Origin of the sequence: Bradyrhizobium sp. CB2312 (assembly GCF_029714425.1) — a bacterium.
In the GTDB taxonomy this organism is placed as follows: Bacteria; Pseudomonadota; Alphaproteobacteria; order Rhizobiales; family Xanthobacteraceae; genus Bradyrhizobium.
Genome location: NZ_CP121668.1, coordinates 7,846,963 through 7,870,971 on the forward strand (window position 1 = coordinate 7,846,963; position 24,009 = coordinate 7,870,971).

Below are 24,009 nucleotides of genomic sequence, written 5' to 3' on the forward strand. Positions count from 1 at the left end.
CCAGATATTTGCGAACCTAACGAGATCACTTGGAGACCAACAGGATCGGAGGACCGGGGGGACAGAGCAGGCGGTGACCGTCGTCACACTGCAATGTTTCGTCGCATACCCTTCTGGTCGTGACGTCTCACCAACAGCGTAACAACCGCAGGCTGCCTTTTTCAAAACAGGACTCGTCATGATCAGGGATTTGATGTCGTCACGCCGCTTTGCGCCGCTGTTCTGGGCGCAGTTCTTCTCGGCGCTCAATGACAACGTGCTCAAGAACGCACTCGTCATCATCCTGCTTTACAGTGCCGCGACCGGCCACGGCGATGCCCTGGTGACAGTGGCAGGCGCCGTCTTCATCTTCCCCTATTTCATCCTGTCCGGGCTCGGCGGCCAGCTCGCCGACAAATACGTCAAATCCGTCGTCGCAAGGCGGCTCAAATTCGCCGAGATCTTCGCCGCGGCCTTTGCCGCCGCCGGCTTCTTCCTGCACTCGGTGCCGCTGCTGTTTGCAGCGCTGGCGCTGTTCGGCATCATCGCCGCCCTGTTCGGCCCCGTGAAATATTCCATGCTGCCGGACCAGCTCGAGCTCGGCGAGCTCGCGACCGGCAACGCGCTGGTCGAAGGCGCGACCTTCATGGCCATCCTGCTCGGCACCGTCGCCGGCGGCCAGTTCGTGGCGGGCTCCGCGCATATGGGCTGGGTCGCATCGGCCGTGGTCGTGCTGGCCCTGTTGTCCTGGGCCTTCGCCTCGCGCATTCCCGCGACCACGCCGTCTGCCCCCGATCTGCCCGTCAACGCCAATCCCTGGACCTCGACGCTGAGCCTGCTGAGGACGTTGCACGCCGACCACCGGCTGTGGGACGGCACTGTGATCGTCTCCTGGTTCTGGCTGGTGGGCGCCATCGTGCTGTCGCTGCTGCCGGCCCTGATCAAGGAGGTCGTCGGCGGCACCGAGGGCGTGGTGACGCTGTGCCTTGCGATCTTCGCGATCGGCATCGCCATCGGCTCGCTGTTCGCGGCCAGTCTCAGCCACGTTCGCCCGAATCTTGCGCTGGTGCCGATCGGCGCCATCATCATGGGCTGCGCCGGCCTCGACCTCGCCTGGGCCATCGCCGTGACCACCAAGGGTCAGGACATCACCGCGGCCGGCTTCGCGACCTCGTTCGCCGGCCTGCGCATGCTCGCCGACTTCGTCGCCTTCGCGTTCGGCGGCGGCCTGTTCGTCGTTCCCTCCTTCGCGGCGGTGCAGGCCTGGTCGGCACCAAACGAGCGCGCCCGCATCATTGCCGCCGGCAATGTGCTGCAGGCCGCCTTCATGGTGGTCGGCTCGCTGTTCGTCGCGCTGCTGCAGGCTGCCGGATTGCATGTCGGCTGGATCTTCTTCGGCCTCGGCGTCGCCAGCTTCGGCGCGGTGTGGTTCGTGCTGACCAAGTGGGGCAAGGAAGGCGTGCGCGATTTCGGCGGGCTCTTGTTCCGCGCGCTGTTCCGCACCGAGGTTCGCGGGCTCGAGAACCTGCCGCCTCCCGGCACGCGCATGCTGATCGCGCCGAACCATGTCAGCCTGATCGACGGCCCGTTGCTGCACGCCGTGCTGCCGATCGACGCCAGCTTCGCGGTCGATACCGGCATCTCCAAGGCCTGGTGGGCCAAGCCCTTCCTGCGCGTAGTCAAGCACTACACCATGGACCCGACCAAGCCGCTCGCCGCACGCGACCTGATCAAGCTGGTCGCCGCCGGCGAGCCGGTGGTGATCTTCCCGGAGGGACGCATCACCGTCTCCGGCTCGCTGATGAAGGTCTATGACGGCACCGCGATGATCGCCGACAAGGCCGATGCCGTGGTCGTGCCGGTTCGCATCGAAGGCGCACAACGCTCGCATCTCAGCTACCTCAATGGCAGCCAGATCAAGCGCTCGTGGTTCCCGCGCGTGACGGTCACGATCCTGCCGCCGATCAAGCTTCCGATCGATGAGCAGCTGAAGGGCAAGGCGCGCCGCAATGCCGCGGGCGCCGCGCTCCAGGACGTGATGATCGATGCCCTGGTCAAGAACGCGATGCTCGACCACACGCTGTTCGAGGCGCTCGGCCACGCCTATCGCGACCGCGACACCGGCAAGGTGATCATCGAGGACGCGCTCGGCACCGAGCTGACCTATCGCAAGCTGATCCTCGGCGCGCAGGTGCTGAGCCGCAAGCTTGAGACCGGCACGGTGGCCGGCGAGAATGTCGGCGTGCTGCTGCCGAATTCGGCGGGCGTTGCCGTCGTCTTCATGGGCTTGCAAAGCATCGGCCGCGTCCCGGCGATGCTCAATTTCTCGGCCGGCCCGGTCAACGTCCTCGCCGCGATGAAGGCCGCGCAGGTCAAGACCGTGCTGACCTCGAAAGCCTTCATCGAGAAGGGCAAGCTCGACAAGCTGATGGCCGCGATCTCCGCGGAAGCGCGCGTGGTCTATCTCGAGGACGTCCGCGCCTCGATTGGCACGGCCGACAAGATCAAGGGCCTGCTCGCCGGCACCGCGCCGCGCGTCGCCCGTCAGGCGAACGATCCGGCCGTCGTGTTGTTCACGTCGGGTTCGGAAGGCACGCCCAAGGGCGTGGTGCTGTCCCATCGCAACATCCTCGCCAACGCGGCGCAGGCGCTGGCGCGCGTCGATGCCAACGCCAATGACAAGGTGTTCAACGTGCTGCCGGTGTTCCACTCCTTTGGGCTCACTGGCGGAATGATGATGCCGCTGCTCGCGGGCATTCCGATCTACATGTATCCCTCGCCGCTGCACTACCGCATCGTGCCCGAACTGATCTACCAGACTGGCGCGACGATCCTGTTCGGCACCGATACGTTCCTCACCGGCTATGCGCGCTCGGCGCACGCCTACGACTTCCGCACCCTGCGCCTCGTGATCGCCGGCGCCGAGGCGGTCAAGGACCGCACGCGCCAGGTGTTCATGGAGCGCTACGGCATCCGCATCCTCGAAGGCTATGGCGTCACCGAGACCGCGCCGGTGCTGGCAATGAATACGCCGATGGCCAACCGTCCCGGCACGGTCGGCCGCCTCTCGCCGCTGATGGAAAGCAGGCTCGATCCGGTCCCCGGCATCGAGGAAGGCGGACGTCTCTCGGTGCGCGGACCGAACGTGATGCTGGGTTACTTGCGGGCCGAAAATCCCGGCGTGCTCGAAAAGCTTCCCGAAGGCTGGCACGACACCGGCGACATCGTGTCGATCGACTCCGCCGGCTTCATCACCATCAAGGGCCGCGCCAAGCGCTTTGCCAAGATCGCAGGCGAGATGGTCTCGCTATCGGCGGTCGAAGCCATCGCGACGGCGCTGTGGCCGCAGGCAGCCTCGGTCGCCGTGTCGATCCCCGACCAGCGCAAGGGCGAGCGTATCGTATTGCTGACGACGGAGAAGAACGCCGAGCGCAGCGCGATGCAGGCCCAGGCCAAGACGATCGGCGCGTCCGAGCTGACCGTTCCCGCGACAATCATGGTGGTCGACAAGGTGCCGCTGCTCGGCACCGGCAAGACCGACTATGTCACTGCAACCAACATGGCCCGCGAGCAGGCCTCCGCGCCGGAGCGCGAGGTTGCGTAAGGCTCAGGATCGTCGCACCGGCGGATGCCCGGTGCGACGGTCCTTCACTTGAGCAGAAGATAGCGAACCGGGTTGTCGTCGCACTGCCCTGCACCGCACTCCAGCGCGGTCGACAGCAGATTTGCGGCGACCAGCAACACGAAGATCGCGAACGCCGCATTCGATGCCGGCCCACCCATCGGCGCGTCGGCGTCCCGGTTGCCGGTGATATCCTTCAGGAGAAAGACGAGCGCGACATAGCAGACGATTCCGACCGCCGCGATCAGCGCCCAGGTATAGAAATGCAAGCCCAACAGCGTCGAACCGTAGCCGGGATCGCCGGGCGCGAGATGCAGCGACACCTGCCGCATCGAAATGAACCCGGTGACGAGGCTCGCAACGAGGATCATCGCATAGTGCGACGGACGCTCGCCGAGACGCATGTTGAACAGAAATCCCATGCCGATCGCGATGAACCCGGCCCGTTGCAGCAGGCAGAGCGGACAGGGCAACTCGCCGAGCGCCAGCTGATAGAAGAATGCGATCGTCAGGACCGACGAGATCCCGAGCAGCCCCAGCATATTCAGGATCGCTCCGACCGATCGCTGCCCGCTCATCCCTGTCGCGCCCATCTCGCCGCCGTCAGAACGAGAATTTCAGCGGATCGGTCGCGTGGTGGAAGAACCATGCGACCGTCACGACGATGGTTGCGCTCCAGAGCGCATAGCTCAGTCCCGCGCGCGAACGCCAGACCGACGCGCAGCCTGCGAGCGCCAGCAGAAAGGGCAGAAACATGTACATGAGCGTGGGCCCCCCAAGCGATTCGCGCATCGCGCGAACCGGCTCAAGAGATACGTCAGCGCCGAACGCCCCTCAAGAGCCGGCTTCGCTGCGCCGCTCCTGCGCATAGCGCACCAACGCCACGAAGCGATAGATGCCGTGCACGAACTTGCCATAGGGCATGGTGATGAACAGCGCGAACACCGTGCCGAGATGCAGCGCCAGCAGCGGCCCCATGGCGGCGGTCTCGCGCAGGACGAGAAGCAGCATGCCGGTGAGGCCGGTCAGGAACAGCATGGCGATGAAGCCGACATCCATGCCGTAGCGGTTCTCGTCGAGCAATGCCGGATCGCGCCGCATCTTGGCCGTGAACAGGCCGATCGGACCGACAATGAGGCCGATGCCACCGAGCGTGCCGAGCACCACGGGCAGATCCCACAGAGGATACGGCGCCTCGCGGCCAAGCAGATAGTGGTACAGCGTGGCGATCGAGGTCGCGGCAAAGCACAGCAGGAAGCCGTAGAACGTCAGATGGTGATACAGCTTGCGCTTATCGGTCGGCTTGTCGTCCTCGTTGTAGCAACCGACGCCGCCGCCATGGAGATAGCGCAGCTCGCCGGCATCGCGGATCGCCTGGAAGATCGAGCCGCCGTCGGCATGCCGACCGATCGGCGTGCCGATATCACGCCAGAACGCGCGCACGCTCATGACGAGGGCCAGGATCGCGTAGAGGAAGGCGGCGCTGAACAGCGCGGCCATCGCGTTATGCGGCATCAGTCTATAGAAGGCGCCGGGACCGGTGTGGACGCCGAACAAAACGTTGCGGTCGTTGAGCGCCGCGAAGCCGAGAATGAAGGCCGCCATGCTGAGCGCGGCAATGATGCTGATGACGAGCCCATTGCGCGCGAAGGCGCCGGAGAGCGCCTGCGGCCAGGCATAGGCCGCATAGGATTCGGCGCGCGCAACCGCGAGCGTTTTCGGGACGTTGACGTTGAACTCGTGCGGCGGCGAGAACTGGCAATCGACGTAGCAGGCGCCGCAGGAATGGCAGAGATTGGCGAGGTAGTTGAGGTCGCCGTCGGAGAAAGCGCGGCGCATCTCCATCGCCGGAAACACCGCGCAAAGACCTTCGCAGTAGCGGCAGGAATTGCAGACCGTCATCAGACGGTCGGCCTCGTCCAAAATTCTGGTTCCGTGCATGGCGTTACTTCGTCAAGCCCTTCGCCTCGAGCCATTTCTGGATCAGGCCCGCGACCTCGAGGTTGTTCTTGTCCATCATCACCATGTGCGAATTGCCCTTGATGCCAGCCTGCGGGAGGTCGACGATGTCGACGCTGCCGCCAGCCGCCTTGATGGCGTCCGCAAAGGCGATGCCGTTGGCGCGGATTTTTGGCCAACGCGAATCGCGCTCGATATAGTCGCCATAGATGATGAGGGTCGGGATGTTCTTCAGCACATCCGCCTTGGCGAGATCGCCAATGCCGGCCGGCTCGATCGCAATCAGCGCCTTGACCTTGTCGGGCCGAGCTTGCGCAACCTTGAAACCGAAGGTGCCGGCCTGGCTGTGGAACAGGAGCACCGAGGGACCGACGCGGTCGATCTCGGCGATATAGGCCGCGATGGTCGCATCATCCGTCGTGGTCCAGCGCGGCACATTCTGCTTGACGAAGTTCTCGTAGCCCTCGACCGGAAACTGGTTTCCCGGCAGCACCTTCCGCTTGGCGGGGTCGGGATCGTAGGAGTTCGGCCCGTCGCCGATGCGGAAGCGCTCGAACGGATTGGCCGTGGTGAGGAAGACCGGCTCACCCTTGAAGATGTCGGGGTATTGCGCCCAACCTGCGCGCCCACGCTCCACCGCATCGGAATTGTAGACCGCCCATCCCTTGCGCAGGAAATAGTTCAGCCAGCCTTCGCGTCCATCGGGCGTGGTCTCGTAGGTGACGCCGGTCAGTCCGCCGCCGTGCCACATCATCAGCGGATAGGCGCCCTTCTCGTTGGCCGGCAGGAAATATTGCACATACATCTGCTCGACCTGGTAGGTGCCGTTAGGATCGACCTTGGCCGGCACGCCGCCAGGCGCAAACACAACCTCCCTCACCGGCTTGCCGGAGATTTCGACAAGACGCCCGCCGACATGGAACGAGCCCATATCGCGCAAGGTGATCGGCTCGGCGGCGCGGGCGTGGCCGATCGTGAGCAGCGCCGCAATCGAAGCAATGGCAAGGCGTGACATGGTTGCTCCCTTTAGCTTTTCTTTGTCCTAGTTCTTTGTCCTAGTTCTTGGCGTGGCGCGCCGCTTCCCGTCCTGCGATGCGTCCGAACACGCTGCCGATGTTCATGCCCATGCCGGCCGCATAGCCCTTGCCGAGCACGTTGCCGGCCATGATCTCGCCCGCCGCGAACATGTTGGCGGACTGCTTGCCGTCGGCCATCAACATTCGCGCCTCCTTGTTCACGCGCGTGCCGAGATAGGTGAAGGTGATGCCGGGCCGCACCGGATAGGCGAGATAAGGCGGCGTTTCGATTCTGCGCGCCCAGTGCGTCTTCGGTGGCGTGATGCCATCGGTCACACAGTCATCGAGAATGGTGTGATCGAACGTGCCGGGCCGCACCGCGGCGTTGAACTCGCTGATGGTCTTTTCCAGCGCGGCTGGATCGAGCTCGAGCTTGCCCGCGAGCTCGGCAATGGTCTGCCCGGCGATCGGCGGGAACAGCGTCGGCATGAAGCTGGTGACGACGGTCGAATCGAAGATGATGTAGGCAATCTGGTCGGGCTGCGCCGCGACCAGCCGGCCCCAGATCGCGTAGCGCTTCGGCCAGATGTCCTCGCCCTCGTCATAGAAGCGCTGCGCGTGCTTGTTGACGACGATGCCGAACACGACCGAGTCATGCCTGGTGATGATGCCGCCGTCGAATTTCGGTGCACGGGCGTCGATCGCGACCGCATGACACTGGGTGGGGTCGCCGACCTCCTGCACGCCCTTGTCGAGCAGCATCTTCAGGATCGATCCGCGGTTATAGGGCGTGCCGCGGATCAGGAAATTGTCGGCGGCCTCGCCCCAATATTGCTTGAGCCATTCGATGTTGGCCTCGAACCCGCCGGCTGCCGCGACCAGCGCCGTCGCGCGGATCTCGGTCTCGCCCTTGACCGGCCGCTTGAGGCGCGCGGCGAGGAACATGCCGTCCTCGATCACGAGGTCGGTGACCTCGGCATCGTATTCGACGTCGACGCCGAGACGCTCGGCAGTCAGATACAGCGCGTTGAGCATCGCGCGACCGCCGCCGAGAAAGAAGGAATTGGTGCGGCCGAGGCTCAGCGTGCCGCCGAGCGAGGGCTGCCAGCGCACGCCCTGCTCCACGATCCAGTTCAGGATGTCCTTGGACTCCCGGATCATGTGACGGGCGAGCTCCTCGTCGGTCTGCCCGCCGGTGACGCGCAGCAGATCCTCCCAGAACTCCTCCTCGGTGTAGGGGCCGGTCAGGATTTCGGTCGCCACGTCATGGGCGCAGCGCATGTTGCGGGTGTGGCGTGTGTTGCCGCCGCGATAGAATTTTGGCGCGCCTTCGAGCACGAGCACCGAGGCGCCGCCGCGCCGCGCCGAAATCGCCGCGCACAGTGCCGCGTTGCCGCCGCCGATCACCAGCACGTCGTATCTGCTGCTCATGCCGTCTGTCCGGTGCGACGAAGTTGGAGACATTCTGCCGCCAGCCGGCGCGGATCAACCGCGCCGACCATTGCGTACCTTTGTATACAAAGATATACAGAAGCAGCGCAAGCGACATCTCTGCATGGGCAGGATGCGCTTGGCGGCCGACGAGGATGCATGGCCAGACGCCCGGCAAAGACAGGCGGATCAATCGGACGCGGCAGCGGCGTGGCGCTCGGTGAAGCCGTGTTCCGCTCGCTGTGCGAGGCACTGCAGGCCGGCAACTATCGCGCCGGTGACCGCCTGCGCGAGGAGGAGGTCGCGCAGCGGCTCAAGGTCAGCCGCACGCCGGTGCGGGAAGCGCTGGGACGGCTCGCCGCGCGCGGCTTCGTCGAGCCCGCCGGCGGCCGCGGCTTGATCGTGCGCAACCTCGACATCTCGGAAGTGCTCGAGCTCTACGCCATGCGCGAGATCATGGAAGGCGCCGCGGCGCGCCTCGCCGCCGCGCATGCCTCGGCGCCCGAGGTCGATGCACTCAGGGATATCGAGCAGGCTTTTGTCGAGGCGTCCGCGACCGACGCCGCCGAGATGGCGAAGCTCAACCGCGCCTTCCACGAAGCGATCTGCCGCGCCGCGCGCAACCGCTATCTCGACAACGCCTCGCGGGAACTACAGGACTGGATCGCTCTGCTCGGCCCAACGACCTTCACCGTATCGGGCCGCCCCTCGACCAGCCACGGCGAGCACCAGGCCATCATCGAGGCCATCGCCGCGCGCGACGGCGACAAGGCCGAGCAGCTCGCCCGCGCGCACATCCGCGAAGCGCTGCGCTGCCGGTTGAAGCTGTTGCAGAAGCAGTAGGCGCTGTCGTCTCGCCCCCGCACGGATGCGCATCCGTGTCGCCCCGGGCGCTCGCTTTAGGCCCGTTTCCATACCTTGGTACCGGAACCATGCCTTTTGTCGTACTGCATTCGAATGATTTTCCCGCGATAGGGCGCGCTATCCTGTCACACGCGACATCAAGCGGTCTTGACATGGAGTCACTGCGTGGCGACGCGGGGTTCGAAGTTTCATGCTGAGGTGCCGTTGAAGCCTTTAGAAGGTTCTGCCGCTGGTATTGTCCACCCTTTCGTCGAGAGCGTAGCCGACGGCATCGAGTGGAAGGCAGTACCGGAACGCCCCCTGGATGATGGCGGCCCAAACACCCCCTTCAAGGCGCTGCCGCACGATTTTCCCGACACGCCAGCGATCGAACATCTGACCCGCATCGTTGAGTGCCATCCTCACAAGATCTGCGTCGACGACGGAACGCACCAACTCGCGTTTGCGCAACTTCATGCCGCAGTGGTCAAGTTAGCCAATCTACTCCCTGAGCTTGTTCCTGCTGGACAAGCGGTGGGCCTGCTGATGCCGAACTGCGTCTGGCAACCTGTTGCAATGCTTGCATGCATGGCGGCAAATCGACCTTGCCTTCCCCTCAACTGCCGCGATCCGGTCAGCCGGAACGTGGACATTTCAACCGACGCAGGCCTCACCGTCGTGATCGGCTGCCTGCCGGATGCGCCGCCGAGCTTCGCAGACCTTGCACACCTGCGCTGGATCAATATCGCGAGCTTGACGGATCAGGGACATGGCGCCGCGCCGTCGCTTTCGGTCTCGGTCGACGACCCGGCTCTCATCCTATACACCTCCGGAAGCACTGGGCGTCCGAAAGGCATCGTGAACAGCCAACGCAGTCTTCTCCAGCGCGTATTGCAGTATGTGAACGCCTCCCATCTGAGCCACGAGGATGTGTTCTTCCCGTTGAGCGGCCCCACCACGATTGCAGGCTGCAGGGAAATGCTGACGTCGCTGCTGATCGGTGCAAGGCTCTACGTTGCGGATCTTGAAGCCGCCGGGCTCCACGGGACGCTGCGCGCGATTGGATCGCAACGTGCGACGGTCATCTATTCCGTTCCCACGCTACTGCGCACCATGACCTCTGCGGGAAAGCACAACGACTTTCAGTCGGTGCGAATCCTCCGAATTGGCGGCGAGAAGATCTTGACGGCCGACATCGAGTTTTTTCGTCGGGCGATGCCGCACGCCTACGTTCAGATTGGCTACTCTTCAACGGAGACGACCGGCTCTCAGTGTTTCGTTCCAACGCAGTTTGCCGAAGGGACTGTCACGACTCCGGTCGGATATCTGCTGCCCGGAATTTCTTTTGCCGTGGTCGACGACAACGGAGCATCTGTCCCGCAGGGTGAGTGCGGTGAGCTCATGATATCCAGCCGCTTCGTAACGCTTGGGCGATGGGAAAAGGGCGCATTAATTGCGGCTCGCAGCGATCCCAAGGACCCGACGCGTCGGATACATGCGACAGGTGATCTCGTCTTTTTCGATGATCGAGAAGTCATGCACGTTGTCGGCCGCAAAGACCGGCAGATCAAGATCAATGGAAAACGTATCGAGCCGGCGGAACTCGAGGTTGCGGTCCGTCAAATTCCACACGTTGCCGACGCGGTCGTTGTCGTCACGGCTGCGAACGAATTGGTGACCTTTGTCGTCCTCGAACCCAACTCCGGCATTCCATTCCCGGGCGCCATTTGGGAAGTCATCCGTAAGACTGTTCCAGGATCGCTTCACCCGAAGCGACTGCACGAGGTCGCGGACATCCCCCGGCTTGGGAGCGGCAAGATCGACGTGGTCACCCTCCGCGCCCGCGATGCAGCTCTCGTAGAGCCTGTATCGCGTTCACTCGATGAACTGCATCATGCACGATCGGCAGTCGAGCAGGTCTGGAAACGGGTGCTTGGTACGCGGAACGCGGTGGGCTCGTGGGATGAAGCGGGAGGAGATTCCCTGCAGCTTCTCCGGCTCGTCATGGAATTGGAAGACCTGATTGGCACGCAGCTCGACCTCGGAGCATTTACCTTAGACGCCGACGTAGCCAGGATGGCTGCGGCGGCGGCCGACGCACTCAGCCAGGACGCGGATGTTGATTGTGACCACCCGACCAAGCCACCGTTGTTTCTGGTGCCAGGTTCAATCGGCTTCGGTCCAAGCTTGACCGCCTTCGGAGCGACATTGGACGATGTGGCTCAAGTCACGACCCTCCGATATCCGGCTCTGAGCACTGCCATGGCTGGACAATCAGAGGTCACAGACATGGCGGCGGCCGCCATGGACCAGATCCATCGCATCCAACCCAGTGGCGACGTGAGACTTTTGAGCTATTCGCTGGGAGGCGGAGTTGCTTTCGAGATAGCGCGCCAGCTGATAGCCGAGGGCAGGAAAGTAAGGTTTTTCGGGGTATTGGACACGAATGTGGGAAATGAACGAAGCGGCTACGTGGAGGGGCTCAGCAGGACTTTGCAGCGTATCCGGACTCACCGAGTTACCATCTACAGGATGATCTGCCGTTCCATTTCCAAGGCATTTGTGCGCGTGGGTAGAGAGCAACTGCTGATGCGCGCACTCGAATTCAAACAATGGTCGTTCGCTCCAGCCACCCACTTCATGCTTAAGCTCGAGGCGGAGGAAGTTCTGCGTATGCGCGCGTTCCGGAGGTGGGTCGGGGAAGCCCATCAGCAACTGCCGATAACCGCCACGCTATTCTCCTGCAGACGCGCCCATGTCTCTCCGCGCATGGGCTGGGATCGTCTCGTCGAGCGACTCGACGTTATTCCCGTCAATGGTGGACACCTGGACCTCGTCGTTGAACCACATCTGTCAATCAATCAGCCACTGATCGAGCGAGCTCTAATCGCAACCTACGGAAAACCAGTGACCGGCAGAAGCGTTCGTGTGAAAGCAACTACCGATGCTTGTCATGCGAATCAACTCAGTTGAATGATGACGCGGGCGAGCTGCGCCGACATGATCTGTTCTTCCAAATCAGAAGATCGTTCAAAATGAGGAATGAGCCTGCAGCGAGCGGCGGAACCGACATCAGAGAGAGAGAGAGAGAGAGAGAGAGAGAGAGAGAGGATGACCACGCAGCCATAGCGGCTGCGGTCACCTTACGCTCCCGATCAATCGCCTTCACGCAAGCACATCCGCGACGACCGCTTTCGCGACATCCCGTACATCGGTCGGCTTGAGCCGCACCTGCAATCCGCGCTGGCCGCCATTGAGATAGACCAGATCATGCGCGAGCGCGCTCTGCTCGATCACGGTGCCAACCTGCTTGCGCTGCCCGAACGGGCTGATGCCACCGACCTTGTAGCCGGTGACGCGCTCGGCCTCCGGCGGCTTCATCATCTGCGCCGACTTGCCGCCCACGGCCGCGGCGAGCTTCTTCATCGAGACTTCCTGGTCGGACGGAACGATTACGCAGACCGGCTTGCCGTCGACCAGCGCCATCAGCGTCTTCAACACGCGCGCGGGGTCCTCCCCGAGCGCGGATGCGGCCTGCAGCCCGATGCTCTCGGCATCAGGATCGTAGTCGTAGGCGTGGACGGTGAAGGCGACGCCGGCGGCTGTGAGCGCGCGTGTGGCAGGGGTAACTTTGGACATGGCCCACGTTTACCACCGTCATTGCCAGGAGCGAAGCGACGAAGCAAGCCAGGATGCCGCCGCCGCGACTGTCTGGATTGCTTCGCTTCGCTCGCAATGACGGTGTGGGCGCAGATAAGCGCCACACCCTCGGTGTCATCGCCCGGCTTGACCGGGCGATCCAGTACTCCGAGCCGGTTATCGCTCAATCGATGGGCCGCGGCGTACTGGATGCCCCGCCTTCGCGGGGCATGACAGCGGAGTTTGGCGCGCTATGAACTCCGCCGAGAGAAACCCTACTCCGCCGCGTCCCGCATCTCGGCGCGCTCGGCTCTTGCCGCGCAGAACTTGAACTCGGGGATCTTGCCGAACGGATCGAGCGCCGGGTTGGTCAAGAGGTTCGCGGCCGCCTCGGCATAGCAGAACGGCATGAACACCATGTTCTCCGGCACGTCGCGGTCGGAGCGGACCTTGACCTCGACGGCACCGCGGCGGGTCTCGAGGCGAATGAAATCGCCCGGCGCGAGCTTCTTCCTGCGCATGTCCTTTGGCGACATGAACGCCACTGCCTCCGGCTCGATCTGATCGAGCACCTGGGCACGGCGCGTCATCGAGCCGGTGTGCCAGTGCTCCAGCACGCGGCCGGTCGAGAGCACCATCGGATATTCGGCGTCGGGCAATTCATCCGGCGGGATGACCTTGGCCGGCACGATCTTGCCGCGGCCGCTCGCGGTCGGGAAGCCCGTGGTGAAGATGATCTCGTTGCCGGGCTTGTTCGGATCGTCGGCCGGATAGGTGACGGCGCCTTCGCGCACCAGCCGTTCCCAGCTGATGTTCTTGAGCGACGGCATCAGCTCCGCCATCTCGGTATAGACGTCACCGGCGCCCGAATAATTCCACGGCAGGCCCATCCGCTTGCCGATCTCCTGGATGATCCAGAGATCCTGCCGCGCGTCGCCCGGCGGCTTGATCACCTGACGCGCGAGCTGCACGCGGCGATCAGTGTTGGTGAAGGAGCCCTCCTTCTCGGCGAAGGCCGAGGCCGGCAGGATGACGTCGGCGTGGAACGCAGTCTCGGTGACGAAGAGATCCTGCACCACGAGATGATCGAGCATCGCGAGCGCCTGTCGCGCGTGCTGGAGATCGGGATCGGACATCGCGGGGTTCTCGCCCTCGATATACATGCCCGTGATCTCGCCGGCGTGGATCGCGTTCATGATCTCGACCACGGTCAGGCCGCGGACGGGATCGAGATCCTGGCCCCACAGCTTCTCGAACGCGCCGCGCATGTCGTCGCGGCCGACCGGCTGATAGTCCGGCAGGAACATCGGGATCAGGCCCGCGTCGGACGCTCCTTGCACGTTGTTCTGGCCGCGCAGCGGATGCAGGCCGGTGCCGGGACGGCCGACCTGACCGGTGATCAGCGCGAGCGCAATCAGGCAGCGTGCATTGTCGGTACCGTGAACGTGCTGGCTGATGCCCATGCCCCAGAAGATGATCGACGATTTTGCCCGCGCATAGGTGCGCGCGGCCTCGCGCAGCGTCTGCGCCGGGATGCCGCAGATCGGCTCCATCTTCTCCGGCGTGAACTCCTTGATCTTCTCCTTGAGGTCCTCGAACCCCTCGGTGTAGCCGGCGATGTACTGGTCGTCGGTCAGGCCCTCGGTGATGATCGTGTTGATCATCGCGTTCAGCATGGCAACGTCGGAGCCGGGCTTGAACTGCAGATGCTTGGTCGCATGGCGCGACAGCGTCTGCCGGCGCGGATCCATCACGAACAGCTTTGCGCCGTTCTGCTTGACGGCGTTCTTGATGAAGGTCGCGGCGACCGGATGGTTCACGGTCGGGTTGGCGCCGATCACCCAGATCACCTCGGCATCCATCGCCGCCGAGAACGGCGCCGACACCGCGCCCGAGCTCAGGCCCTCGAACAGCGCCGCCACCGACGAGGCGTGGCACAGACGCGTGCAATGGTCGACATTGTTCGAACCAAAGCCGGTGCGCACCAGCTTCTGGAACAGATAGGCCTCTTCGTTCGAGCCCTTGGCCGAGCCGAAGCCGGCCAGCGCCTTCACGCCCTTCTCGTCGCGGATCTTGACGAGGCCCTTGGCGGCGATGTCGAGCGCCTCTTCCCAGCTCGCCTCGCGGAAATGCGTGAAGGGATTGGCGGGATCGACCTGGTCGTTGGAATCCTTCTTCGCATTCGGCAGCCGCACCAGCGGCTTGGTCAGGCGATGCGGATGGTGGATGTAGTCGAAGCCGAAGCGGCCCTTCACACAAAGACGGTTGTGATTGGCCGGGCCATCGCGCCCTTCCGCATAGATCACCTTCTCGTCCTTGACCTCATAGGTGACCTGACAGCCGACGCCGCAGAACGGGCAGAGCGAATCCACCTTCCGGTCGGCGTAGGTGACGCGGGTCTGCTTGTCGTCCAGCATCACGGCCGGCATCAGCGCGCCGGTCGGGCAGGCCTGCACGCATTCGCCGCAGGCGACGCAGGTGGACTCGCCCATGGGATCGTCGAAGTCGAACACGATTTTGGAATCGTGATTACGATAAGCCATGCCGATGACGTCGTTGACCTGGACCTCGCGGCAGGCGCGCACGCACAGGCCGCACTGAATGCAGGCATCGAGATTGACGCGCATCGCCGGATGGCTGGCATCGGTCTCCCAGCGCTCGGCGGCGGGGAAGCGGCTTTCGGTAACGCCCGTGGTCTCGGCCCAGTGCCAGAACTTCGAATCCGGATCGTGGCTGGTCTCGCGCGCCGGCTGGTCGGCGACCAGCAGCTCCATCACCATCTTCTGCGCAGCCGTTGCGCGCGCGGATTCGGTCTTCACCTTCATGCCGACCGACGGCGTGCGCTTGCACGACGCAGCCAGCACGCGCTCGCCCTCGATCTCGACCATGCAGGCGCGGCAATTGCCGTCGGGGCGATAGTCGGGCGCCGGCGAATAGCAGAGATGCGGGATGTCGCGGCCCTGGCGTTTTGCGACCTGCCAGATGGTCTCGCCGGGCTTGGCCTCGACCTGCTTGCCGTCGAGCTCGAACGTAATTTTCGTCATTCGGCCGCTTCCTTGAACTCGTCAGGGAAATACTTGATCACGGAGCTGAGCGGATTCGATGCCGCCTGTCCGAGCCCGCAGATCGAGGCATCGCGCATCGCCTGGCTCAATTCTTCCAGCAGAGCACGGTTCCAGACCGGCTTCTGCATCAGCAGCGCCGCCTTCTGGGTTCCGACCCGGCATGGCGTGCACTGGCCGCAGCTCTCGTCCTCGAAGAACTTCATCAGGTTCAATGCTGCCGCGCGCACGCTGTCCTTCTGCGACAGGATCACGATCGCGGCCGAGCCGATGAAGCAGCCGTATTTTTCCAGCGTGCCGAAATCGAGCGGAATGTCGTCCATCGACGCCGGCAGGATGCCGCCGGAGGCGCCGCCCGGCAGGTACGCATAGAACTGATGGCCGTCGGCCATGCCGCCGCAATATTCGTCGATCAGCTCGCGCACGGTGATGCCCGCGGGCGCGAGCTTCATGCCGGGATTTTTCACGCGGCCCGAGACCGAGAAGCTGCGCAGGCCGTGCCGCTCATGGCGGCCATGGCCCTTCCACCAGTCGGCACCCTTCTCGACGATGTCGCGTACCCACCACAGCGTCTCGATATTGTTGATCAGCGTCGGCAGGCCGAACAGGCCGACCTGGAACGGATAGGGCGGCTTGTGCCTGGGCAGGCCGCGCTTGCCCTCGATGCTTTCCAGCAGCGAGGATTCCTCGCCGCAGATGTAGGCACCGGCGCCGCGGCGCATGTGCAGCGTCGGGCCACCCGGCGGAAGCTTTGCGATCTCGCGCTCCAAAATCTCGCGCGAGGCCGGATATTCGTCACGCAGATAGATGTAGACGTCGGACGCCTGCACCACATGCGCGCCGATCAGCATGCCCTCGATGAAGCGGTGCGGATCGGTTTCGAGATAATAGCGGTCCTTGAACGTGCCGGGCTCGCCCTCGTCGCCGTTGATCGCCATCAGCCGCGGACCGGGCTCACCCAGCACCGCGCGCCATTTGCGCCCGGTGGGGAAGCCGGCGCCGCCGAGGCCGCGCAGCGAGGCGTCGTCGAGCGCCTTCAGCAGATCGTCCTTCGACAATTCGCCGGAGCGCACGCGATTGAGCAGCTTGTACCCGCCGCCGGCGACATAGGCGTCATAGTCGATATAATCAGGCAAATGCGCGTGGGTGTCATCGGCCTTCGCGGCCGCCATCACATTGGCGACGGTCGCATGATCGACGAAGTTGTGGCCGACCTCAGCCGCCGGCGCGGTATCGCAGCGGCCGACGCAGGGCGCGCGCACGACGCGGATGCCGGGACCCGAGGCATCTTGCAAATCCGCGAGCAACTTTTCGCCGCCGAGCATCGCGCAGGTCAGCGAGTCGCAGACACGGATCGTCAGCGGCGGAACGTTCGGCTCGCCTTCCTTCACCACGTCGAAATGCGCGTAGAAGGTCGCGGTCTCGAACACTTCGGCAAAGGCGAGCTTCATCTCATCGGCGAGCGCTGCAAGATGCGCGGCCGAGATCTGGTGATATTTGTCCTGGATCAGGTGGAGATATTCGATCAGGAGATCGCGCCGCCGCGGGCGATCGCCGAGAAGCTGCTCGATCTCGTGCGCGGCGGTCGGATCGACCTGCCGGCCCTTGGGCGTGGCCTTGGCGCGTCGGCGCCCCTCGCCCGGATGCTCGAATTCCCTGACCTTGTGAACGTCGTCGTTGCTGCTCATGGAAACGTCGCGTTCTCCTCAAAAGCGCGATGACCTCAGGCGGCATCGCCCTCGCGATCCGCCCTCATTTTCAGACCTGACACTCGGGAACCGCGTCGCCCGCATCCCGCGGATCAGGCCTCATTCCAGGCAACTCTAGCCTCTGGTATACCAGGTGCCAAGTGAATTTAGAACGTGTCTATAGTCATTTAGGGGGCGGACAGCCGCCCTGCCGCGCCCCCTTACGCAAACTGTTCGCGGGAACCTTGGCTCAGGTCTTGTTCATGCAGTCTTCGATGTAGAACCAGCGATCGTCGCCGATCAGGCCCTTCGACTTCACCTCGCCGCGGCAGGCCTTCAGCTTCGGCTTGTTGGCGGACCACTTCGCCTTCATGTCCTTCAGCTTCTGCATGGTGAGCTTGATCTTGCCCGGCTTGGCTTCGGTCGTCGCGGCCGGGGCAGCGGGCGCGGTCGCTGTCTGTGCCGACGCGGTGTGGAGGCCCGCGGCCAGCAGCATGGCAGCGAGGCAGATACGGGTGCGAAGCATTGAGGTCCCCCTAAGTCCCATTCCTGGTGATGTCTAAAAGGCGAACGCTGCGGGATGCGGATGAACATCCCGCAGCAGTCTCGACGGCGATCAGAAGATCTTGACCGCGCTTTCCAGCGTCTTCCAGACACCCCAGAGCAGGGGAATGCCGACGAAGGCCCAGAACAGCGCCGCCTTGGCATCAAGCCCGCCAAAGCCGATACCGTAGGAGCCGTGCGGCCCCGCGGCGGCCGCGCTGGCGCTGGCCGCCTGCAGCTTGGCAACGTCGGCCTCTTTCATGTGCCACTTCGCATCGACCGGCTTGACCAGGTAGTTACAGATCAGGCCCGCGATCAGCATCGCGCACAGGATGTACATCGTCGTGTTGTAGAGCTGGTCCCGCGGCACGCCGGCTGCGAGCTGGAACTCGCGGATGTAGTTCACCACGACCGGGCCGATGATTCCGGCGGTCGACCACGCCGTCAGCAGCCGGCCATGGATGGCGCCGACAAACTGGGTACCGAACATGTCGGCGAGGTAAGCCGGCACGGTGGCGAAGCCGCCGCCATACATCGACAGGATGATGCCGAAGCCGAGCACGAAGAGGAGCTTCGAGCCCATCGCCGCGAAGGTCGGCGCCAGCGCGTAGAGCACGATGCCGAGGATGAAGAACGTGTAGTAGGTGTTCTTGCGTCCGATCTTGTCCGACAGCGACGCCCAGAAGAAGCGGCCGCCGATGTTGAACAGCGACAGCAATCCGGCAAAGCCCGCGGCGATCGCGGCGATCTGCGCCTTCTGGCCGGCGTCGAGCGCGTTGAAGCCCACATCCGGCAGGCCGATCAGCTTGCCGGCGAAGATCTCCTGCAGCATCGGCGAGGCCATGCCGATCACGCCGATACCCGCCGACACGTTAAGACAGAGCACCCACCAGATCAGCCAGAACTGCGGCGTCTTGTGCGCGTCGTTGAGATGGACGTTGTTCTTCGAGATCATCGCGTTCGCCTTGGTCGGCGGGGTCCAGCCCTCCGGCTGCCAGCCGGGCGGCGGCAGGCGATAGCGGAACGCGCCGATCATCATGAACACGAAGTAGATGACGCCCATCGCGACGAAGGTTTCCCAGACGCCGACGGAGGTCGGGCTCTTGAAATAGTTCATCAGAAGGTTCGCCAGCGGCGCACCGATCATGGCGCCGCCGCCGAAGCCCATGATGGCCATGCCGGTCGCCATGCCGCGGCGGTCCGGAAACCACTTCACCAGCGTCGACACCGGCGAGATGTAGCCGAGGCCGAGACCGATGCCGCCGATCACACCCGAACCCAGCCACAACAGCCAGAGCTGATGGGTGTAGACGCCGATCGCGCCGAGGAAGAGGCCGCCGCACCAGCACAGCGCCGAGACGAAACCGGCCTTGCGCGGACCCACCCGCTCCAACCAGCCGCCCCAGACCGCCGCCGCGATCCCGAGCAGCACGAAGAACAGCGTGTACATCCACCCCATGCTGGCGACCTTCCAGTCGCAGCTGGTCGTGAACAGCTCCTGAAACAGCGAAATGTCCCCGCAGGTCTTCGGCGCGGTCAATCCGATCGCGCGCGACAACGGCAGCCAGAACACCGAGAAGCCGTAGGCCATGCCGATGCAGAGATGGATGCACAGCGCAGCGGGCGGCACCAGCCAGCGATTGAAGCCGGCAGTCGCGATGGTCCGCTCGCGATCCAGAAAGCCCCCGCCGGCGCCCGATAGTGTTCCGGCGCTCTCGATTGTTGTCATGTAGTCCTCCCCTGCAGTTGCCCTTCTGAGCACCCTGCCGCTGCGATCCTGTTTTCTCAGCCCGTTGCAGCGCAGCCAATTGTCCCTGCTGCTCCGCAAAATCATCCGACGCGCGCCAGGATCGTCGCGCGCATCCGAAAAGTTAACCCCGCGAGCGGGGCGCTATGCCGATACGACGTGCAAGCTTCGTGTGGCCCATTGATCCGCGTATCGCAGACAAGACTCAACCTCCGCGCCTGCACGGACATTGTCAATTGGGGCAGAAGCCGTGATTGATGTCGATAGACAAAAGGTCGGTATCAGCGCGGTAACGTGCTCAAGAACGCAGCGCACCATTGACGTCTGCTATCGGACCATTCGCTTTTTCTATCAAGAACACGATGCGCGCGTCGTTGCGCTCGGTGATCTCCACCGTGTCGCCCGTCTCGCGGATCAGGTTCGGAATGTCAATCACCGACAACGGATCGGTGCAGTGCACTTCGAGCTGATCGCCCGGCTGTAACGGCTTCAGCGCCTTGCGCGTTTTCAAGGCAGGCAGCGGGCATTTCAAGCCGGTGAGATCAAGCGTCGTTCTGGTCATGGGCGCAACATGGCGGGGCGAAGCGTTGGCGTCAACGAAGGGGCGTCAGAGCAGATCCGCATAGGGCAGGAAACCCACGCTCTGGCCGGGCTCGACACGAATGACGTCCTCGCCGAGCTCGATGAGACCGTCGGTCTCGACCAGCGACGACAACAGGCCGGCGCCCTCGCGCGGGAACTTGACTGCCTCCAGCGCGCCATCCTCTCCGCGCCGCAAGGTCGCGCGAACATATTCGCGGCGGCCGATCTTCTTCTTGTAGGTGAACGCGGCGCGCACGGGGATCGGCGACAGCGGCTCGGGCAGGCTGCCGGCGAGCGCCAGCACGGTCGGCCGCACCACATGGACGAAGGTGACGAAGCTCGCGACGGGATTGCCGGGTAGACCAATCAGCGGCGTGCCCTCGATGATGCCCATCGCCACGGGCCGTCCGGGCTTGATCGCCATCCGCCACAACACCAGCGAGCCGATGCTCTCCACCGCCGCCTTGACGTGGTCCTCCTCGCCGGTCGAGACGCCGCCGGTGGTGAGGATTAAGTCATGCTCACCCGCAACCTGCTTCAAACCATTCGCGAGCGAAGTCCGTTCATCGCGCACGATGCCGAGATCGCTGACCTCGCAGCCGAGCCGGCGCAGCATCGCCATCAGCATGAAACGGTTGGAATCGAACAGCTGCGAGGCGGCGCGCGGCTCGCCGGGCGAGGCCAGTTCGTCGCCGGTCGAGAACACCGCGACGCGGATGCGCCTGATCACGTCGAGCTTGGTCAGGCCGAACGCCGCGGCAAGCGCGACATGCTGCGGCCGCAAGCGCTGGCCGGCGCGCAGCGCGATCTGTCCTTGAGGGATATCCTCGCCCGCAGGACGTACATTCGCGCCGGGCTTCAATCCCGCCGGCAGCACGATCTTGCCTGATGCATCGATGCGGACATCTTCCTGCATGAAGACGGTTTCGGCGCCCGGCGGCATCGGCGCGCCCGTGAAGATGCGCGCGGTATGGCCCGGTTTGATCGGCGCATCCGCAGCCCCACCGGCCTGGATGCGGCCATCGAGCGGCAACGCCTGCTCCGCACTTTGCGGAAGATCGGCATTGCGTACGGCGTAACCGTCAACGGCGGAGTTGGTGAACGGCGGCAGCGGCAGCGGCGCTGCGATATCCCGCGCCAGCACGCGGCCATCCGCATCGACAAGCGCGACCGTTTCGAGATCAGTGATCGCGTTGACACGGGTCGTGATCAGGCCAACGGCCTCGTCGACCGACATCATCGGTCCGCCGAAGGCAAAGCAATCGTCAGACAGTTGCGCCATGGTGCCTCGTCAGCGCGTCGCAGCGCTTTTTGCCACCGCTTCCTCGACCGGCATCGCCGCCCGCAGCATCAGTGCCGCGGCAGCCTCGATATCATCGAGATGGACAGTCGGCAGCCGCGTGTCAATCGCGACATCGGTCGCGATCCCGGCAATGCCGGGATCGTCGGGAAACAGCAGCGGCTTGCCGTTGGCGGCGCGGTGCACCTCGATCTTGCGATGCGGCTCGCGCTTGAAGCCTTCGACCACGACGAGATCGACGGCCGACAGCTTGCCCAATAGTTCCGGCAGCCGCGGCTCCGCTGCACCGCGCAACTCGTGCATCAGGGCCCAGCGGTTTGAGGAGGCCACCAGCACCTCGGCCGCGCCCGCCTCGCGATGCCGCCAGGAATCCTTGCCGGGCACATCGACGTCGAACTGGTGATGCGCGTGCTTGATGACGGAGACACGCAGGCCCTGCGCGTTGAAATGCGGGATCAGCCGCGTCAACAGCGTGGTCTTGCCCGCACCGCTCCAGCCTGCAAGGCCGATGACTTTCATACCGTCCAATCTCCGCCAACGGCTCGCCAGCCGATGGAACCACCGTCCCCTCCCCGTCATTGCGAGCGGAGCGAAGCAATCCAGACTGCTGCCGCGGAAAAGTTCTGGATTGCTTCGCTGCGCTCGCAATGACGAGCGGAGGCATTTTGCCCATTCCCCGCCATGCTTATATCGGCTTGACCCGAATGTCATGCTAACGTCACGGCCATGATGAAGATCGACAAAGCCCCGGTGCCCCTGATCGTCCCCAATCCGGACGACCCGCGCCTGACCCAGAGCGTGACCGGGACCGACCAGACCGGCGCCAGGGTCGAGATCAAGGTGCCGATGGAACGGCCGCTGACGCTCTATTTGAACGCCCAGGAGATCGTCACCATGATGACGATCGGCGACTATCCGGAATATCTGGCGCTCGGCTACCTGCTGAACCAGAACATGCTGAAATATAGTGACGCCGTCACCGAGGTCGAATACGACGACGACCTCCAGGTGGTCGTGGTGCGCACCGAGCACCACACCAATTTCGAAGCCAAGCTGAAGAAGCGCACGCAGACTTCGGGCTGCGCGCAGGGCACGGCCTTCGGCGATCTGTTGGAGGCCGTCGAGAGCGTCGCGCTGCCAAAGGCCGAGCTGCGTACTTCCTGGCTCTACCAGATGACGCAGACCATCAACACCATGCCCTCGCTTTATCTCGAGGCCGGCGCGATCCACGGCTGCGTGCTGTGCAAGGAGGGCACCCCGCTCTGCTACACCGAGGATGTCGGCCGCCACAACGCCGTCGACAAGATCGCCGGCTGGATGTACCGCCACGGCGTCGATGCCAGCGACAAGATCCTCTACACCACGGGACGCCTTACCTCGGAGATGGTGATCAAGACCGTGCGGATGGGCATTCCGATCCTGGTGTCGCGCTCCGGCTTCACCGCCTGGGGCGTCGATCTCGCACGGCAGGTCGGCCTGACTCTGGTCGGCCGCACCCGCGGCAAGCGCTTCATCGTGCTCGCGGGCGAAAAGCGGATCGTCTACGACCAGAACCTCGCTTACGTCGAGGAGGAGTCGGCCAAGCACAAGCGCAAGGGTGAAGGTGGTGACGATTAGCATTCCCGCGACGCAAGGCGTGCTGCTCGCCGGCGGCCTGGCACGGCGCATGGGCGGCGGCGACAAGCCGATGCGCACCATCGGCGGCCGCACCATTCTGGAGCGCGTGATCGCGCGCCTTTCGCCTCAGTGCAGCGGATTGATCCTGAACGCCAACGGCGATCCCGCGCGCTTCGCAGCGTTCGGCTTGCAGGTGGTCGCCGACGACGTGCCCGGCTTCCCCGGTCCGCTCGCCGGCATTTTGGCTGCGCTCGACTGGACCGCGGCGAACCGTCCTGGCATCGAGTGGGTGCTCAGCGCCGCCGGCGACTGTCCGTTCCTGCCGCGCGATCTCGTCGCGCGCCTGCACGAAGTGCGAACACGGGAGAACGCCCAGCTCGCGGTCGCGGCATCCGGCGATCAGTCGCATCCGGTGATCGGATTGTGGCGCGTCGCCTTGCGCAACGAGCTGCGCCACGCACTGGTCGTCGAGGACCTCCGCAAGATCGACCGCTGGACCGCGCGCTATCCGCTCGCGACGGTGACGTGGCCAGCCGAGCCGCTCGATCCGTTCTTCAATGCCAACACGGTCGACGACATTGCCGAGGCCGAGCGGCTGGCGGCGCTGGATGACGCAGCTTGAGCCACCTTACGACTTTGGAAACTCGTTGAGCAGCTGCGCCCAGATGATCGCGAAGGCGATCAGGCCGCAGATAGCTACGAGCGTGGTAAACCGCGGCAGCCAGTTCATCGCAACCAGCAGCCAAACCGGCAGGAAGAACAGCCCAAAGATCATGCCGAGCGGAAACACCGCGAGCCATTGAAAGCCGGTGCCGTCGCCCTGGGGGACATGGGCGATGAAATAGAAGGTGTAGAGCCAGAACAACGTCCCAGCAGCAGCGACGAGCGCGGCGATCTTGCGGAAATTAAGGGGTGTGGGCGCGGTCATGGCTTGGCTCATGCTCCTTGGTCGCGGCGGCGGCCGTTGGCGTTCATGGGACG

Annotated in this window: 19 protein-coding genes; 5 read left to right on the forward strand and 14 right to left on the reverse strand. The window is 64.2% G+C overall.

From position 1 onward, the window contains the following. Positions 1-178: 178 nt before the first annotated feature. Positions 179-3,583 carry an acyl-[ACP]--phospholipid O-acyltransferase gene (locus tag QA642_RS38055; protein WP_283081496.1) on the forward strand — a complete coding sequence of 1,135 codons (3,405 nt, stop codon included), beginning with the start codon at positions 179-181 and terminating at the stop codon, positions 3,581-3,583. A 44-nt stretch (positions 3,584-3,627) separates the two neighbouring features. Here the strand turns inward: QA642_RS38055 and QA642_RS38060 are convergent, their stop codons facing one another. The 5 genes from QA642_RS38060 to tcuA form a co-directional block, all read right to left on the reverse strand. After that, positions 3,628-4,179 (reverse strand): disulfide bond formation protein B, encoded by a 552-nt coding sequence (locus tag QA642_RS38060; RefSeq protein ID WP_283081497.1) that lies wholly within the window; start codon positions 4,177-4,179, stop codon positions 3,628-3,630. Between the two features lie 25 nt (positions 4,180-4,204). After that, complete coding sequence (locus QA642_RS38065) at positions 4,205-4,363, reverse strand: DUF5993 family protein (protein ID WP_014497560.1); 159 nt, start codon at positions 4,361-4,363, stop codon at positions 4,205-4,207. A gap of 72 nt (positions 4,364-4,435) precedes the next feature. Continuing rightward, entirely contained in the window at positions 4,436-5,542 is a 1,107-nt protein-coding gene (tcuB, locus tag QA642_RS38070; RefSeq protein ID WP_283081498.1) for a tricarballylate utilization 4Fe-4S protein TcuB, read from the reverse strand. Positions 5,543-5,546: 4 nt separating this feature from the next. Continuing rightward, positions 5,547-6,575 carry an esterase gene (locus tag QA642_RS38075; RefSeq protein ID WP_283081499.1) on the reverse strand — a complete coding sequence of 343 codons (1,029 nt, stop codon included), beginning with the start codon at positions 6,573-6,575 and terminating at the stop codon, positions 5,547-5,549. A 40-nt stretch (positions 6,576-6,615) separates the two neighbouring features. Then, entirely contained in the window at positions 6,616-8,007 is a 1,392-nt protein-coding gene (gene tcuA / locus QA642_RS38080; protein ID WP_283081500.1) for an FAD-dependent tricarballylate dehydrogenase TcuA, read from the reverse strand. A gap of 159 nt (positions 8,008-8,166) precedes the next feature. On the opposite strand from tcuA, the gene QA642_RS38085 reads away from it, so the two are divergent. Together QA642_RS38085 and QA642_RS38090 are read left to right on the forward strand one after the other, a co-directional pair. After that, a complete protein-coding gene (locus QA642_RS38085; protein ID WP_283081501.1) occupies positions 8,167-8,850 on the forward strand; it encodes a GntR family transcriptional regulator in 684 nt (227 codons plus the stop codon). Between the two features lie 186 nt (positions 8,851-9,036). Next, entirely contained in the window at positions 9,037-11,823 is a 2,787-nt protein-coding gene (locus tag QA642_RS38090; protein WP_283081502.1) for a non-ribosomal peptide synthetase, read from the forward strand. 192 nt (positions 11,824-12,015) lie between these two features. Here QA642_RS38090 and ybaK read toward each other — a convergent pair whose 3' ends face one another. From ybaK to mobB, 8 genes are all read right to left on the reverse strand, one after another. Further along, on the reverse strand, positions 12,016-12,489 hold the full coding sequence (ybaK, locus tag QA642_RS38095) for a Cys-tRNA(Pro) deacylase (RefSeq protein ID WP_283081503.1): 474 nt from the start codon (positions 12,487-12,489) through the stop codon (positions 12,016-12,018). A 275-nt stretch (positions 12,490-12,764) separates the two neighbouring features. Further along, positions 12,765-15,533, reverse strand: a complete 2,769-nt coding sequence (fdhF, locus tag QA642_RS38100; RefSeq protein WP_283081504.1) for a formate dehydrogenase subunit alpha — start codon at positions 15,531-15,533, stop codon at positions 12,765-12,767. Next, positions 15,530-17,239, reverse strand: a complete 1,710-nt coding sequence (locus QA642_RS38105; RefSeq protein WP_283081505.1) for an NADH-ubiquinone oxidoreductase-F iron-sulfur binding region domain-containing protein — start codon at positions 17,237-17,239, stop codon at positions 15,530-15,532. The genes fdhF and QA642_RS38105 overlap by 4 nt, the downstream gene beginning before the upstream one ends. 250 nt (positions 17,240-17,489) lie before the next feature. Continuing rightward, positions 17,490-17,765 (reverse strand): hypothetical protein, encoded by a 276-nt coding sequence (locus QA642_RS38110; RefSeq protein WP_283081506.1) that lies wholly within the window; start codon positions 17,763-17,765, stop codon positions 17,490-17,492. Between the two features lie 90 nt (positions 17,766-17,855). Continuing rightward, entirely contained in the window at positions 17,856-19,511 is a 1,656-nt protein-coding gene (locus tag QA642_RS38115; RefSeq protein ID WP_283081507.1) for an OFA family MFS transporter, read from the reverse strand. Between the two features lie 316 nt (positions 19,512-19,827). Then, positions 19,828-20,091: a sulfurtransferase TusA family protein gene (locus QA642_RS38120; RefSeq protein WP_283081508.1), complete on the reverse strand. Its 264-nt coding sequence runs from the start codon at positions 20,089-20,091 to the stop codon at positions 19,828-19,830. 45 nt (positions 20,092-20,136) lie between these two features. Then, positions 20,137-21,393, reverse strand: coding sequence for a gephyrin-like molybdotransferase Glp (gene glp, locus QA642_RS38125; RefSeq protein ID WP_283081509.1), 1,257 nt, complete (start codon positions 21,391-21,393; stop codon positions 20,137-20,139). Between the two features lie 9 nt (positions 21,394-21,402). Next, entirely contained in the window at positions 21,403-21,930 is a 528-nt protein-coding gene (gene mobB, locus QA642_RS38130; protein ID WP_283081510.1) for a molybdopterin-guanine dinucleotide biosynthesis protein B, read from the reverse strand. A 207-nt stretch (positions 21,931-22,137) separates the two neighbouring features. Here mobB and fdhD point away from each other — a divergent pair, with 207 nt between their 5' ends. Beyond that, the gene (gene fdhD, locus QA642_RS38135) at positions 22,138-23,028 is read left to right on the forward strand and encodes a formate dehydrogenase accessory sulfurtransferase FdhD (RefSeq protein WP_283081511.1); all 891 of its coding nucleotides are present in this window, start codon (positions 22,138-22,140) and stop codon (positions 23,026-23,028) included. Further along, positions 23,009-23,650, forward strand: coding sequence for a molybdenum cofactor guanylyltransferase MobA (gene mobA / locus QA642_RS38140; RefSeq protein ID WP_283081512.1), 642 nt, complete (start codon positions 23,009-23,011; stop codon positions 23,648-23,650). Before fdhD ends, mobA begins: the two co-directional genes overlap by 20 nt. Before the next feature lie 6 nt (positions 23,651-23,656). Here the strand turns inward: mobA and QA642_RS38145 are convergent, their stop codons facing one another. Beyond that, the gene (locus tag QA642_RS38145) at positions 23,657-23,956 is read right to left on the reverse strand and encodes a hypothetical protein (RefSeq protein ID WP_283081513.1); all 300 of its coding nucleotides are present in this window, start codon (positions 23,954-23,956) and stop codon (positions 23,657-23,659) included. Positions 23,957-24,009 lie beyond the last annotated feature (53 nt).

What these genes read in the sequence shown, in the direction of transcription:
- ybaK (WP_283081503.1), bottom strand. Translation starts at nt 12,489, where the DNA reads ATGTCCAAAGTTACCCCTGCCACACGCGCGCTCACAGCCGCCGGCGTC.
- QA642_RS38075 (WP_283081499.1), bottom strand. Translation starts at nt 6,575, where the DNA reads ATGTCACGCCTTGCCATTGCTTCGATTGCGGCGCTGCTCACGATCGGC.
- QA642_RS38110 (WP_283081506.1), bottom strand. Translation starts at nt 17,765, where the DNA reads ATGCTTCGCACCCGTATCTGCCTCGCTGCCATGCTGCTGGCCGCGGGC.
- tcuB (WP_283081498.1), bottom strand. Translation starts at nt 5,542, where the DNA reads ATGCACGGAACCAGAATTTTGGACGAGGCCGACCGTCTGATGACGGTC.
- QA642_RS38115 (WP_283081507.1), bottom strand. Translation starts at nt 19,511, where the DNA reads ATGACAACAATCGAGAGCGCCGGAACACTATCGGGCGCCGGCGGGGGC.
- tcuA (WP_283081500.1), bottom strand. Translation starts at nt 8,007, where the DNA reads ATGAGCAGCAGATACGACGTGCTGGTGATCGGCGGCGGCAACGCGGCA.
- QA642_RS38105 (WP_283081505.1), bottom strand. Translation starts at nt 17,239, where the DNA reads ATGAGCAGCAACGACGACGTTCACAAGGTCAGGGAATTCGAGCATCCG.
- mobB (WP_283081510.1), bottom strand. Translation starts at nt 21,930, where the DNA reads ATGAAAGTCATCGGCCTTGCAGGCTGGAGCGGTGCGGGCAAGACCACG.
- fdhD (WP_283081511.1), top strand. Translation starts at nt 22,138, where the DNA reads ATGATGAAGATCGACAAAGCCCCGGTGCCCCTGATCGTCCCCAATCCG.
- QA642_RS38085 (WP_283081501.1), top strand. Translation starts at nt 8,167, where the DNA reads ATGGCCAGACGCCCGGCAAAGACAGGCGGATCAATCGGACGCGGCAGC.
- QA642_RS38145 (WP_283081513.1), bottom strand. Translation starts at nt 23,956, where the DNA reads ATGACCGCGCCCACACCCCTTAATTTCCGCAAGATCGCCGCGCTCGTC.
- QA642_RS38060 (WP_283081497.1), bottom strand. Translation starts at nt 4,179, where the DNA reads ATGAGCGGGCAGCGATCGGTCGGAGCGATCCTGAATATGCTGGGGCTG.
- QA642_RS38065 (WP_014497560.1), bottom strand. Translation starts at nt 4,363, where the DNA reads ATGTACATGTTTCTGCCCTTTCTGCTGGCGCTCGCAGGCTGCGCGTCG.
- QA642_RS38055 (WP_283081496.1), top strand. Translation starts at nt 179, where the DNA reads ATGATCAGGGATTTGATGTCGTCACGCCGCTTTGCGCCGCTGTTCTGG.
- QA642_RS38120 (WP_283081508.1), bottom strand. Translation starts at nt 20,091, where the DNA reads ATGACCAGAACGACGCTTGATCTCACCGGCTTGAAATGCCCGCTGCCT.
- glp (WP_283081509.1), bottom strand. Translation starts at nt 21,393, where the DNA reads ATGGCGCAACTGTCTGACGATTGCTTTGCCTTCGGCGGACCGATGATG.
- fdhF (WP_283081504.1), bottom strand. Translation starts at nt 15,533, where the DNA reads ATGACGAAAATTACGTTCGAGCTCGACGGCAAGCAGGTCGAGGCCAAG.